The following is an 11,130-nucleotide window of genomic DNA, read 5'->3' as shown; positions in this document are numbered from 1 at the left end:
GGCCGAACTGCACGCCCGGCTCAGGGCATTCCTGCGCCACCGGCGGATTCAGCTGAACGTGGTAGCCTCCAACCCCCGGCAGGTGGGCACGATGCTGCTGATCGCCCTGGGCTGCGCCCACTTGGCCGAAGGAGACCAGGCGATCGGCCTGGTGAATGAGCCCGGCAATCTCGGGGTGCTGCCCGGCTGTCGTCACAACCAGGCGGACAATCCGCGTCGCGACGTGGATATGGAGCGGCTGTTGCTGATCACAGCCCAGCTGGCCTGGCTGCAGTGGCGCCTGCGGCAGCAGATGCGCACCGGCGGCTGTGAGATCGGCTGGATCGAACGGCAGCGGGAGCTGGCCCAGCGCCTGTGCCAGCCCAGGATCCCTGACGCCGAGGGCCGCTACGACCCCGGCTTCGATACGAGGCTGCTGGCCGATGTGGAAGCTCTGCTGCAGAGCCTGGATGGCGGGGATGGCGGCCACCGGATCCCAGCCACCGAGCAACCGCCCCTGATCCTCACGGTCAAGGAGCACACCTACAACCGCAACGAGGCTGAGTTTCTGCGGCTGCTGGCGCTGGTGCAGGAGAGCGGCGGCAGCCTGCTGTTCACCACAAGGCGGCCCAGCGACTGTTTCCACTCGTTTCTGCTGCGCCGCACCGTTCACTTTCTGAGCGCGGCCGGCACCATCACCAACCGGGAGATCGCCGCGGTGGTGAGGAGGCTGCTGCCCGCCGGGCCCGAGGCCGCTGATCCGGGGCCCGCGCTGGAGGATCTGGAGCGCTGGGCAACCGCCGGCTTCAGCGGCAGCGGCGACCGGATCGATCGGCAGCGCCTGCTCGCCTTTGTGGGCAAGGCGCCCGGCGACAGCATCGCTGCGGACGATCTCCAGCAGGCGGGCCAGCGGATCTGGGCGCACGGCCTGGACATCATCCAGATCAGCTACGCCAACACGGAGCGCTACCTGCGGCTTGCCCGCGAACGGCTGCCCGCTTCCACCCATCTGATGGATTTCGACGCGCTGCTGGAGCAGCCGGATGCCACGCTCAGCGCGCTGGCGCGGACGATCCCCTGGATTCAGGCGTTTCGCAGCCGGGACTGGGATCCCGAATGCCTGAGGAGCGTGGTGAACATCCCTGAAGCCTTCGTGCTGCCGGGCAGTGAGATTGAGCGCAACGTGTGGTTCAAGGACACTCTCTCCGCCACGGGCATCCGCCCCCGGACGGATCGGCAAACCGGGCTTGAGCTGCTGCAGGTCCTTGACCCTCAGGCCGCAGCCGACCTGGAGCGCGCCCACCAAGCAGTGCTAGCCCTTTGCTGAGGGCCCCGGTTTCCGGACGTTCAGCGCGGCATGAGGGTGACCGTCTGGCCGCTGCGTGCCGACTCCACGATCGCCTCGGCGATGCGCAGACCCTCGATCGCCTGGTTCAGGGAAGCGGTGGCCGAGGGGATGCCCGAGCGGGCTGCGGTCACGAAATCGCGCAGTTCCTCCCGCAGGGCGCCCAGCACCCGGCCCTGCCGCTGGGGCCAGAGCAGCCCGTCGGGACAGTGCTGCCGCTGCTCGCCCCAGATCTGCAGGGGAGCATCCAGCAGGCGTAGCTGGGCGGTGCGGCGCGTTCCCACCACGGCCAGCTCGGCATCGATCGTGCCCTGCCACGTCTCCGTGATCAGGTTGGCCGGGGCCTGGCCAGGCACGAACCAGCTGGTTTCGGCGATCCCCACGCAGCCGCTGGCGAACTGGATCAGCGCGAAGCAGCCCTCAGGGGAAAGATGGCTGCCAAAGCGCCGCTCCATCGCCATCACGCGGCTGGCCTGGCTGCCGCTGAACCAGAGCAGCAGGTCGATGTCGTGGATCAGGGTTTCAAACACGGTGTGGGCCCGATCGGCCACACCCTCGAACCAGGCGGCGCTGCAGTTGCGCTTCGCCCGCAGCGACACCAGCTCACCGAAGCCCCCCGCCGCCACCTCCTCCTGCAGCAGGGCGTGCTGCAGCTCGTAGCGCAGGATCAGGCCGGTCTGCAGCAGGCTGCCGGAGGCGGCGGCCGCCCGCCGCAGGTGTTCGGCCTCCTGCCATGAGGCGGCCAGGGGTTTTTCGATGAACACCGGCCGGCCGGTGGCCACGGCCTGAAGGCCCTGGCTGGCGTGCTGTTCATCGGGGGTGACGATCACGAACGCATCCAGATCCGGATCAGCGAAGAGTTCTTCGGCTGCGCTTTAGCGCCTGGGCACCCGATGCCGATCGGCCACTTCGCACCGCCGTTCGACATTGGTATCGGCGATGGCCGCCAGTTGCACCTCTGGGAGAGCAGCCAACACCGCCGGGTGGAGCTGGCCGAAGCGGCCGACGCCGAGCAGTCCGACTCGCAAGGGCGCAGAAGCGTTCATCACAGAGAGCCGCGGAGATCCGGCACCATCCATCAGCGCCATGCTCCTGGCATTCGCCGGTTGGTGCCCCTGCCGCCTCAGGGTGCGGAGACCGGAACGATGTCGACCACCAGAGCCCGGGCTGGGGTGGTGCCCTGATTGCGCCACCAATGGCTGACACCGGTGGCTTCGAAGACCGCCTCTCCAGGGCCGATCACCCTGGGGGTGAACCCGGGGCCACGCCATTCCGTCATCTGGCCCGCGAGGATGTAGGCCACCCCGGGGCGCTGGTCATGGCGGTGCAGGGTGATGCTGCCTCCTGGGGCAATGGTCAGTTCCCGCAGGCGCAGCTCCCGCCCCAGCAGGGCGCGGAAGTCGTGATCGAGCGGCTGGCCGCCGAGGCGCCTGACCGCCACCCCCACCTGGGCAGTCGGAGCTCCCGGCGCCGGTGCCAGCTGTTCGTGACCTGGAGCCACAACGGGAACCTGCTGGCTGAGGGCCGGAGCGCCGCTGACGACCAGGGCTGCAACGGGCAGAAGCGCGGCGTAGAAGCCGAGCGGGCATGCTGGTTGGATCATCGAACCTGCTTCCAGGCAAAGGGCCGCAAGGCCCACTGTGCCGGGACCCGGCAGCCTCGGGACGCAGGCTGCGCCGCCGCTGCGAGTGCCATGACTCCGGGATGCTCTCGTCAGGCCGTATGGAAGCTGGGGGCCAGGCCGTACACCGGCGTATCGATCCCAGCCAGCCGCGCCTTGAGCTGCAGGGCCAGATAGAGGGAGTAGTGACGGCATTGGTGCAGGTTGCCGCCGTGGATCCAGAGGTTCTCCACCTGGGTGGGCTTCCACATGTTGCGCAGTTCCCCCTCCCAGGGGCCCGGATCCTTGGGCGTCTCAGAGCCCAGCCCCCACACCTTGCCCACCTTGTCGGCGACCTCCGGTGAGATCAGCTCCGCCAGGTAGCGGTTCATCGAGCCATAGCCGGTGGCATACACCACCAGATCGGCCTCCAGCTCACTGCCGTCATTGAGCACCACCGTCTGGGGCGTGAGCCGTTCGATCTGCACGCCACTGCGCAGCTGGATGCGACCATCGGCCACCAGCTCCGAGGCGCCCACATCGAGGTAGTAACCCGAACCCCGCCGCAGGAACTTCATGAACACACCGGAGTCGTCGGCACCGAAATCGAGCAGGAACCCGGCCTTCTCCAGGCGCGCATAGAGATCGGCGTACTCGACGCGCATCGCGTCGTAGATCGGCTTCTGCCACTGGGGCAGCAGCTTGTAGGGAATGGACGCGATCGTCATGTCCGATTGCTCGGCGGTGATGCCCTGGGCCACGGTGCGCTCCGAATAGACATCGGCGAAGCCGTACTTCTCCAGCGCAGGCACCGGCGCGATCAGCGTCGAGCTGCGCTGCAGCATCGTCACCTGGGCGGCTCCGGCTTCCCAGAGGGCGGCGGCGATGTCGTGGGCGGAGTTGTTGGAGCCAACCACCACGCAGCGCTTACCGCGGTAGGCATCGGGGCCGGGATGGGCATTGGAGTGGTGCTGATCACCGGCGAAGCTCTCCGCCCCCGGCAGCGACGGCATCAGCGGATAGCCCGACACACCCATAGCGAACACCAAGTGGCGGGGGCGAAGCACCACCGGCTGGCCATCGCGCTCGGTGCTCACCTGCCAGCGACCTTCAGCCGGATCGAAGCGGGCACTGCGGACCGGCGAACCACCCCAGACGTTCAGCCCCATCACGCTCACGTAAGCCTCCATCCAGTCGGCCAGCTGATCCTTGGGGGTGTAGAGGGGCCAGCCCTCGGGGAAAGGGAGATAGGGGAAATGGCAGTAGTGAACGGGATCGTGCAGACAGAGGCTCTTGTAACGGCGTCGCCAGTGGTCACCCGGGCGGGGCTGCTTCTCCAGCACCAGGGCCGACACCTCCAGGTGACGGAGACGGGCGGCGAGGCTCAGGCCGGCCTGGCCGCCGCCCACGATCACCACATCCGGTTGCTCCGTCACTCCCAGGGCCTGCCGCTCCCCCTCGCGGCGCTCAGCCCACGACTGCCGCCCGGGATGGACGCCGTGCTGGGCGCCGGCCGGCCGCCGCTCGCGCACCCGCTCCTCGTGGCCCTTCAGTTCATCGAGGGCGGTGAACAGGGTCCAGGCGCGGCCATCGCGCAGGCGCAAGTGGCCGCTGCAGCGCCCCACCCGCGTTTCGAAACCGAACCAGGCCTCCACCCGGCCGCCGGCCTCGCTGGCCTCGCCCCTGAGCTGGAAGCCATGGGGCGCCACATCCGCCAGGCGGGCCGCCAGCATGGCCGCGATGGCCTCGGGCCCCTCCTCGGTGCGGAGGTTCCAGGTGAACGCCACCAGATCGCGCCAGAAGCATTCCGGGCCAAACAGCGCCACCACGGCCTGGGGGTCGCCACCCGCCAAAGCAGCCGCGAACGAACTCAGCCACGCTTCGGCAGTGGTCGTGGGAGACGGGATCGGCGCCATTGAGAACGGAAGCGGGATGGACCAAGCCTGAACCGCCCCGCTGGTGAGATCGCCCGATGCAACCGTTCCACACAGTGGGGAAGGCGACGGATACCGGCTCCATGCCGCGGATACCCTGGCAGGCCTGAGGCCGGGGATCTGGGCACCATCGCCAGCCGCGCCCGATCGAGCATCGCAGGCTTCGGCATTGGCCCTGAGCCCACTCCCCGCACGGTGGCCACGCCGCCGCCGGGGCCGGAGGAGCAGCTGGTGGCCGAAACCCGACGGATCGAGGCGCTCTTCGCCCGAGAGAAACCCTTGGCAGCGGAGACGAGCATGGCGAAACGCCACCGCCCGGACAACCTGGCGCTCAGCCCCACAGCTGCACCAGTACCTCCCGCTGGCGCGGGCCATCAAGCCCCACCAACAGCACCGCCTGGTAACCCCCCAGCCCCAGCCGACCCGCCACCACCGGCAGGCTGAGGTGGTTGCCCAACAGCAGGGCGATCAGGTGGCTGTGGGCGTTGCGCGGCTCATCCGGGGCGATGTCGGGCCGCAGGTGCAGATCGTTGTGCAGCCAGGGCCGATCGGCCGGAACCAGCTCCAGGAAGAAGCGTTCGATATCGGCCAGCAGCCGCTCCTCGTTCTCGTTCACCACCAGTGCCGCCGAAACCCGACGGGTGGTGGTGTGCTGCCCGGCCGCCACCAGCAGGCCGTCACCCAAATCGGCGCGCTCCACCAAGGGCCTGAAGCGCGGCGGTGATGTCGTGGCAGCGGAACGGGCCGGCGGTGACCAGCTGCAGCCGGTAGGTGAGCAGGGTGGCCATGGGATGTCGCTGGTAGGCGGCATCCTCACCGGGGGAAGGCCGCGGCATCGCCGGCACGACGAGCATGGACCAGGGTTATCACAGAGAAACCGGAGAACCGCACGATGTCGCAGACCGTTCGCGTTCCTGGTCGTGCCTGCCTGCTGGGTGAACACTGCGACTGGTGGGGAGGAGCCAGCCTGACGGTGCCCCTGGAGCAGGGCATCCGGGTGAACGCCAATCCCGCCGAACGCGGCCTGCACCTGAAGACAACGCTTGAGGGCCAGACACTGGAGGGGCACTGGCCCATCGATGGCGGCGTCGATCCCGCAGGAGGTGCCCTGCGGTTCGTACCGGCAGCCGCCGCAGCGCTGCGAGCAAGGCAGATTGCCATCCCTGCCGTGCAGCTCACGGTGGAAGCCGATCTCCCCGCCGGGAGGGGGTTGTCGTCATCGGCGGCGTTCTGTGTGGCCGTGCTGGATGCCCTGGTCCGGCACGCCGGCTGCCGCCTGGAGGGTCGGGAGCTGGCGGCGCTGGCCACCCATGTGGAACGGGATCTGCTCGGCGTGGCCTGTGGCCCCCTCGATCCGATCGCCTGCGTGTCGCGCGAACCGATCCTGCTGCGCTGGGGGAACGACGGAGCCGTGTCGATCACAACGATCCAGCCGGCGCAGACCCTGCATCTGGTTGTGGCCTCTTTTGCAGCACCGCGAAACACAGACGCCATCCTGCAGGCGTTGCAAGACCACGCACGCGGCCAGGCAGCGTCAGACCTGGATCCCCAGGCGGTTGCGGCCGTGCGGGCAGCCTTGGCCACCTTTGCCGCTGAAGCCGAACAAGGAGCGGTGGCCCTGCGTGGCGGCGAGGCCACGGGCCTCGGGCGGGCGATGGATCGCTGTCAGCAGGCCTATGACCACATGGCTGCGCTGCTGCCAGCCCTGCACGCCCCGGCCCTGGCGCGGGCCGTGCAAGGGTTGAAGGCGGGCGGAGCGCTGGGGGCGAAGTTCAGCGGAGCGGGCGGCGATGGCAGCGTGATCGCCCTCTATCAGGACCCCCACGCAGCCCGAGAGGGGCAGGCGTGGATGGGTGGGCTGGAGGGCGTGCAGGCCTGGATCTGCAGGATCCAACGCCGGCCTGGGGCTCATGCAGCGGCAGCAGGCTGACAAAACCAGCGCGCGCATCATCGGCTGGCTCGATCTCAGCCACCCCGTGCCGCAACGGATGTGGGAGCGACGGCTGCGGGGCCATCGGGCCATGGACTATGCGCAGCTTGCAGATCAGCTATCGATGGCAAGAGCCTGGTCGAAACCTTCTCACAGACCTTCTCACATCCAAGGATGAAGGAGCATGAGACTGACTGCGGCACAGTCAGTTCAGCCCATCAATCGAGAAGCTTCCCAAGCTGAACGTCGCCGGTTCGAGTCCGGTCACCCGCTTGAGTCAGAGATGAATTCAATTTCAGAGCCGTACTTGGCCCTGAATGAAGAGCACTGAAGCAGGCCCTCAGGATCTGGGCTTGATCACCTGAAGAATCTGGGGGCCGATACTGCCGGCTCGGCGCTCGCAATCGAGGGATTTGAGTACAGCCTGGGCCGCTTCGACGAGATCACCACGTTGGGCAGCAGCTTCAGCACGGGATTCATGCTTGGCCGCATCGCGGAGGAACTGGCTTCGTTGCTCTGATCCTTTTGACATGGCGATCGAAGATCGCGTTTGAACCGCAAGCACAACAACAGATCAATCTTCAACCACTTTAACGCTTGAGCGAGAAGTTGGCTTGAAAGAGAGAGGAATCCAGACAGGAAGAGACAATTTCAGCTGTCAGGTGCCTGGCTCTTCGCCCAGACCACCGATGGCATCGATCTGTGAGCGCAGCTGGCCCGCCCGGCTGCTGTCCCCACGGCTGATGGCGATGGCCAGGGCGAATTCCAGTTTCTCAAGCTGATGGCCACCTTCGATGTAGCCAGGGCGGTGGACGGTGGACTGAGGTGCCAGAGACCCCCCGTTCCGGGGCAGGGGGCAGGCCGGATAGGTGCTGGCCATGGTTGTTTTTCTTTTCATTCTGCCACCCAGAAGCAGGTCACCGCCAGCTTGAGTGATATGGGCCTGAACGAAGCGTGGAACCCAGCCCGCCAGGTGGGGCGAACGTCCTAGGCGGCCAGGTCCAGCTCCTGCGGCGGGGCAGGCTCGACAGCCAACGGAGCTGACACCGGGGCAGACGTTTCGAGCAGCTGGCGGCAGTCCCGCAGCAGCACCTCCACATTGGAGAGAGCCTGGAGCTGATCGGGCTCCGGCTGCTGGTCTTCCTCCAGCGCCATCTCCAGCAGACCAAGCCGTTGCTCCAGGTGCACCAGCCGGTGCGACAAGGCCGCCACCGTCTGGGCGAGATCTTCCGCCGTGCGGGTGATGCGGAACGACACCGATTCAGGGGCCATGGCAATCGAACCAAGAAGGCCGATCACAACACAGAACCGCCCACCGCTCAAGCCATCTCCCAGACTGAGTCGTCCTGGCGTCACCTGCGGCCATGTCCAGCCTGGCCACTCTGGCGATCTACCTCCTGGCCGGCCTGGGCGGTGGCTTGCTCGCCCTGCGAACGGGGATTCCAGCGGCGCCCCTGGCGGGAGCCCTGCTCGGTGCGGGGCTGGTGAGCATGAGCGGGCGCTGGGATGTGGCCCACTGGCCCCCTGGGACCCGCACGGGCCTTGAGATCGCCATCGGCACGGTGATCGGCACCGGCCTCACCAGCGCAGCGCTGACGGAACTGCGGCAACTGTGGCGGCCGGCGATCCTGATCACCGTCACCCTGGTGGCCACCGGCCTGGTGGTTGGCCTCTGGAGCAGCCGGCTGCTGGGGGTGAGTCCGATCATCACCCTGCTGGGGGCTGCCCCCGGAGGCATCAGCGGCATGAGCCTGGTGGGCGCTGAATTCGGTGTCGGTGCCGCCGTGGCTGCCCTTCACGCGGTGCGGCTGATCACGGTGCTGCTGGTGGTGCCCATGGTGATCAGGCTGGTGCTGTCATTCACAGCTGGTCATTCCTCCAGTTGACAAACGCCAGTGCCGCCCCCTCGACAGTTCTGAGTCGACCGATACGTTGGTGCCCGATGCCTGGCTCCACGAACCGATTCGATGCTCTCCCGTCTCCTCTGCCCCTTCTCAACTTCAACGGCGCCGGCCAGAGACCGTAGCCGCAGGCTGAGATCGGCCCTGCGGGGGATCCTGGTGCCCACCCTGCTGCTCCTGGCGAGTCCGCTGCCCCTGCTGAGCCAACCGACGCGGCTGGCCCAGGTCAGTCAGCCGGGCCCCAGCGATCCAGGCAACAAGGGCGCAGAGGTGTACTGCTTCATGCGCAAGGCCGGCAATGACCACGAGGTGAGCTGGACCGCCGCCTACGCCCTGATCAAGCGCCAGAGCGCCAGTCTGTTCAAGACCTCGCCTGAACATGCCGCCGTGATGATCACCGAGGCCGTGGTGAATTCCCCCGATGCCTTCCCCGACTGCGGCCGCTTCATAGGAGCCCTCTATGGCAGTGAAAAACCCGCGCCACTGAGGACCGACATCCCAGCAAGTGGAAGCACTGGTCCTGTTCCCATCCCCAGCGGCGGCGGAACCACTCGCAATGACCGCTATTCCTACTGATTCCCTTCGCGCTGAATCCCCTCGGGCCCTCTGGTCCGCTCTGGCGCTGACCCTGGCCCTGGCCGGTTGTACCGCGGCGCCCCCCCCGACCACGGAATCGCCACGGCTGCGCCAGGACGAATGCCTCGATGAGGTCAAGGTGGATCGGCTCGATCAGGCCCTGGAGCGCTGCGACAAGGTGGTGCGTGCCTTCCCGCTTGAGGCCCGTCCCCTCAGTGACCGCTTCGTGATCCACACCCTCAGGGGCGAGCAGGCCAGGGCCTGCCAGGACATCGACAAGGCGGCGGAGCTGCTCAAGGCCACCAGCAACGGCAACCCCTCGAAGGATGCCGGCGATCCCCAGCTGGTCACCGACATCCGTGTGCGCCAGGAAAGCTGCCGCGACATTCCGGCGGCGGCGGCCCCCTGACTCACCAGGCCTCCAGTAACTGGCGCACCATCGCCGGCAGGGCCTGGCGGCGCAGGATCGCCTGACGGCCACCGAGGGCCAGGGCAATCCGCTCGGCCTTGCTGGCGATCAGCCCATCCACCAGCTGATCGGCCACCCCCAGCTGCAGCCAGTGGGCAGTGAGGGGACCGGCCATGCCGATGCGATGGGCCCGGTCCTCCGCCTGCTCGGTGTCGCCCGGGGTCCAGGGCCTCTCCAGCAGAACAACGTGACTGGCGCGGTGCAGGGTGAAGCCAAGGCCCGCGACTGCGAAGGTGGCCACCAGCAATGGCACCCGGCCCGCCTGGAAGCGCTCCACCTGGCGCTGCCGCTCCGGTGGCTTGAGACGGCCCGTGAGCACGGCACCACCCAGGCTCGCGGCCAGCCGCTCGGCAGGAGCCACGAAGGCCGTGAACACCACCACCGCGGCTCCACCCGCGAGCAACTGCGTGACCAGAGCCTGGGCCGCCGGCACCTTGTAGGCCGCGCCGATCTGCCTGAGGGCCGTGAGCATCGCCAGGGATTCAGCGTCGCGGCGCACCTCGCCGCGGGCGGCCCGCAGGCGGTAGTTCTCCACCCGCTGCTGCAGCTCATGCTCAAACCCCTGGGCCTGGCTGGCGTTGAGCGCCACGGGGCAGATCAGGCGGCGCTTGGGGGGAAGGTCGAGGCAATCCTGCTTGCGCCGATGCAGCACCAACGGCTGAATCAGCCGGTGCAGGTCCTCCAGACGTTCAGCCCCGCTGGCCTGCCAGTGGCGGCGCCCACCGCTTTCACGCCAATGGCCCTGGCAATAGGTCTGCTCAAAGCTGAGCTGATCCCGGCCGAGGGGATGATCGATCGCCGCCAGCAGGGGGAAGAGCTGCCGCGGGCGGCCGTTCTTCATCGGGGTGCCGCTCAGGAGCCAGATCGCCCGCAGGCGCGGGTGACGGGCCAGGCGCAGCAGGGCCCGGGTACGGGCCGCCGCCATGTTCTGGGCGAAATGGGCCTCATCCACAAGCAGCACGGTGCCGGCAGGGGGCAGCTCCGCCGGCAGCCGCGCCCAGCTGAACAGCTCCACAGCCAGTTCCAGGGCCAGGGACTCCTGCAGCCAGAAGCCGTGCAGACCCACCGGGGCCACCACGGCAATGCGGCAGTCGGCGCAACGGGAGAGGGCGCGGGCTGCCACCAAGGCTGTGAGGGTCTTGCCCAGGCCCATCGCATGGGCCAGGACAGCCCCACGGCGAGCCAGCAACCAGCGGGCCGCCGTGCGCTGGTGGCTGAACAGCTGCCGCCCGTCCGGCAGGGGGGCCTCCAGCTGGGCAGCCGCCATCAACTCACGATGCGGCTGCATGGGGGGCAGTGGCTGGCGCAGCCAGGTCTGCCACTGGGCCAGGCCGGGCTGGTTCGCAAAGCGCGCCCCCAGCAGAGCCTGCAACTGGCCTGCGGCCTCGAGCGGAAA

The 11,130-nt window shown here is 68.1% G+C and carries 14 protein-coding genes and 1 pseudogene; 5 read left to right on the top strand and 10 right to left on the bottom strand.

Translation table 11 applies throughout. From position 1 onward, the window contains the following. On the top strand, nucleotides 1-1,306 hold a 1,306-nt coding region (locus tag KBY78_RS11880; protein ID WP_255143764.1), incomplete at its 5' end, for a hypothetical protein. Between the two features lie 20 nt (nucleotides 1,307-1,326). Here the strand turns inward: KBY78_RS11880 and KBY78_RS11875 are convergent. The 7 genes and pseudogenes from KBY78_RS11875 to KBY78_RS11845 all read right to left on the bottom strand — a co-directional run bounded on the left by KBY78_RS11875 (nucleotide 1,327) and on the right by KBY78_RS11845 (nucleotide 5,712). Further along, on the bottom strand, nucleotides 1,327-1,950 hold the full coding sequence (locus tag KBY78_RS11875) for a Gfo/Idh/MocA family oxidoreductase (protein ID WP_399215804.1): 624 nt from the start codon (nucleotides 1,948-1,950) through the stop codon (nucleotides 1,327-1,329). Between the two features lie 57 nt (nucleotides 1,951-2,007). Further along, nucleotides 2,008-2,178 (bottom strand): annotated as a pseudogene (locus tag KBY78_RS11870) (Gfo/Idh/MocA family oxidoreductase); the annotation flags it as partial. Between the two features lie 21 nt (nucleotides 2,179-2,199). Then, nucleotides 2,200-2,370 (bottom strand): Gfo/Idh/MocA family oxidoreductase, encoded by a 171-nt coding sequence (locus KBY78_RS11865; RefSeq protein ID WP_255143763.1) that lies wholly within the window; start codon nucleotides 2,368-2,370, stop codon nucleotides 2,200-2,202. Nucleotides 2,371-2,447: 77 nt separating this feature from the next. Beyond that, nucleotides 2,448-2,927 (bottom strand): cupin domain-containing protein, encoded by a 480-nt coding sequence (locus tag KBY78_RS11860; RefSeq protein ID WP_197171580.1) that lies wholly within the window; start codon nucleotides 2,925-2,927, stop codon nucleotides 2,448-2,450. Nucleotides 2,928-3,037: 110 nt separating this feature from the next. After that, nucleotides 3,038-4,753, bottom strand: coding sequence for an NAD(P)/FAD-dependent oxidoreductase (locus KBY78_RS11855; protein WP_255143762.1), 1,716 nt, complete (start codon nucleotides 4,751-4,753; stop codon nucleotides 3,038-3,040). A gap of 436 nt (nucleotides 4,754-5,189) precedes the next feature. Next, on the bottom strand, nucleotides 5,190-5,558 hold the full coding sequence (locus KBY78_RS11850) for a secondary thiamine-phosphate synthase enzyme YjbQ (protein ID WP_231598168.1): 369 nt from the start codon (nucleotides 5,556-5,558) through the stop codon (nucleotides 5,190-5,192). Next, on the bottom strand, nucleotides 5,536-5,712 hold the full coding sequence (locus KBY78_RS11845) for a hypothetical protein (RefSeq protein ID WP_255143761.1): 177 nt from the start codon (nucleotides 5,710-5,712) through the stop codon (nucleotides 5,536-5,538). Before KBY78_RS11845 ends, KBY78_RS11850 begins: the two co-directional genes overlap by 23 nt. A 38-nt stretch (nucleotides 5,713-5,750) precedes the next feature. Here KBY78_RS11845 and KBY78_RS11840 point away from each other — a divergent pair, with 38 nt between their 5' ends. Next, on the top strand, nucleotides 5,751-6,788 hold the full coding sequence (locus KBY78_RS11840) for a mevalonate kinase (RefSeq protein WP_255143760.1): 1,038 nt from the start codon (nucleotides 5,751-5,753) through the stop codon (nucleotides 6,786-6,788). A 658-nt stretch (nucleotides 6,789-7,446) separates the two neighbouring features. On the opposite strand, the gene KBY78_RS11835 is transcribed toward KBY78_RS11840, so the two are convergent. Beyond that, complete coding sequence (locus KBY78_RS11835) at nucleotides 7,447-7,668, bottom strand: hypothetical protein (RefSeq protein WP_255143759.1); 222 nt, start codon at nucleotides 7,666-7,668, stop codon at nucleotides 7,447-7,449. 107 nt (nucleotides 7,669-7,775) lie between these two features. After that, the gene (locus KBY78_RS11830) at nucleotides 7,776-8,060 is read right to left on the bottom strand and encodes a hypothetical protein (RefSeq protein WP_006172760.1); all 285 of its coding nucleotides are present in this window, start codon (nucleotides 8,058-8,060) and stop codon (nucleotides 7,776-7,778) included. A gap of 92 nt (nucleotides 8,061-8,152) precedes the next feature. Here KBY78_RS11830 and KBY78_RS11825 point away from each other — a divergent pair, with 92 nt between their 5' ends. The 3 genes from KBY78_RS11825 (at nucleotide 8,153) to KBY78_RS11815 (ending at nucleotide 9,674) form a co-directional block, all read left to right on the top strand. After that, entirely contained in the window at nucleotides 8,153-8,674 is a 522-nt protein-coding gene (locus KBY78_RS11825; RefSeq protein ID WP_255143758.1) for an AbrB family transcriptional regulator, read from the top strand. Between the two features lie 81 nt (nucleotides 8,675-8,755). Next, nucleotides 8,756-9,265 carry a DUF6554 family protein gene (locus KBY78_RS11820; protein WP_261350169.1) on the top strand — a complete coding sequence of 170 codons (510 nt, stop codon included), beginning with the start codon at nucleotides 8,756-8,758 and terminating at the stop codon, nucleotides 9,263-9,265. Beyond that, nucleotides 9,246-9,674 (top strand): hypothetical protein, encoded by a 429-nt coding sequence (locus KBY78_RS11815; protein WP_255143757.1) that lies wholly within the window; start codon nucleotides 9,246-9,248, stop codon nucleotides 9,672-9,674. Before KBY78_RS11820 ends, KBY78_RS11815 begins: the two co-directional genes overlap by 20 nt. 1 nt (nucleotide 9,675) lies before the next feature. On the opposite strand, the gene KBY78_RS11810 is transcribed toward KBY78_RS11815, so the two are convergent. Continuing rightward, a partial coding sequence (locus tag KBY78_RS11810) for a DEAD/DEAH box helicase (RefSeq protein WP_255143756.1) occupies nucleotides 9,676-11,130 on the bottom strand: 1,455 nt, incomplete at its 5' end.

Origin of the sequence: Synechococcus sp. EJ6-Ellesmere (genome assembly GCF_024345875.1) — a bacterium.
Lineage (GTDB): Bacteria > Cyanobacteriota > Cyanobacteriia > PCC-6307 > Cyanobiaceae > Regnicoccus_A > Regnicoccus_A antarcticus.
The sequence above is the reverse complement of the archived record's forward strand: the minus strand, read 5'-3'. Positions and strand labels throughout refer to the sequence as shown.

Excerpts from the sequence above, each read along its gene's own strand:
- KBY78_RS11815 (WP_255143757.1), top strand. The coding sequence starts at position 9,246 with ATGACCGCTATTCCTACTGATTCCCTTCGCGCTGAATCCCCTCGGGCC.
- KBY78_RS11825 (WP_255143758.1), top strand. The coding sequence starts at position 8,153 with ATGTCCAGCCTGGCCACTCTGGCGATCTACCTCCTGGCCGGCCTGGGC.
- KBY78_RS11840 (WP_255143760.1), top strand. The coding sequence starts at position 5,751 with ATGTCGCAGACCGTTCGCGTTCCTGGTCGTGCCTGCCTGCTGGGTGAA.
- KBY78_RS11820 (WP_261350169.1), top strand. The coding sequence starts at position 8,756 with ATGCTCTCCCGTCTCCTCTGCCCCTTCTCAACTTCAACGGCGCCGGCC.
- KBY78_RS11845 (WP_255143761.1), bottom strand. The coding sequence starts at position 5,712 with ATGCTCGTCGTGCCGGCGATGCCGCGGCCTTCCCCCGGTGAGGATGCC.
- KBY78_RS11860 (WP_197171580.1), bottom strand. The coding sequence starts at position 2,927 with ATGATCCAACCAGCATGCCCGCTCGGCTTCTACGCCGCGCTTCTGCCC.
- KBY78_RS11830 (WP_006172760.1), bottom strand. The coding sequence starts at position 8,060 with ATGGCCCCTGAATCGGTGTCGTTCCGCATCACCCGCACGGCGGAAGAT.
- KBY78_RS11865 (WP_255143763.1), bottom strand. The coding sequence starts at position 2,370 with ATGAACGCTTCTGCGCCCTTGCGAGTCGGACTGCTCGGCGTCGGCCGC.
- KBY78_RS11835 (WP_255143759.1), bottom strand. The coding sequence starts at position 7,668 with ATGGCCAGCACCTATCCGGCCTGCCCCCTGCCCCGGAACGGGGGGTCT.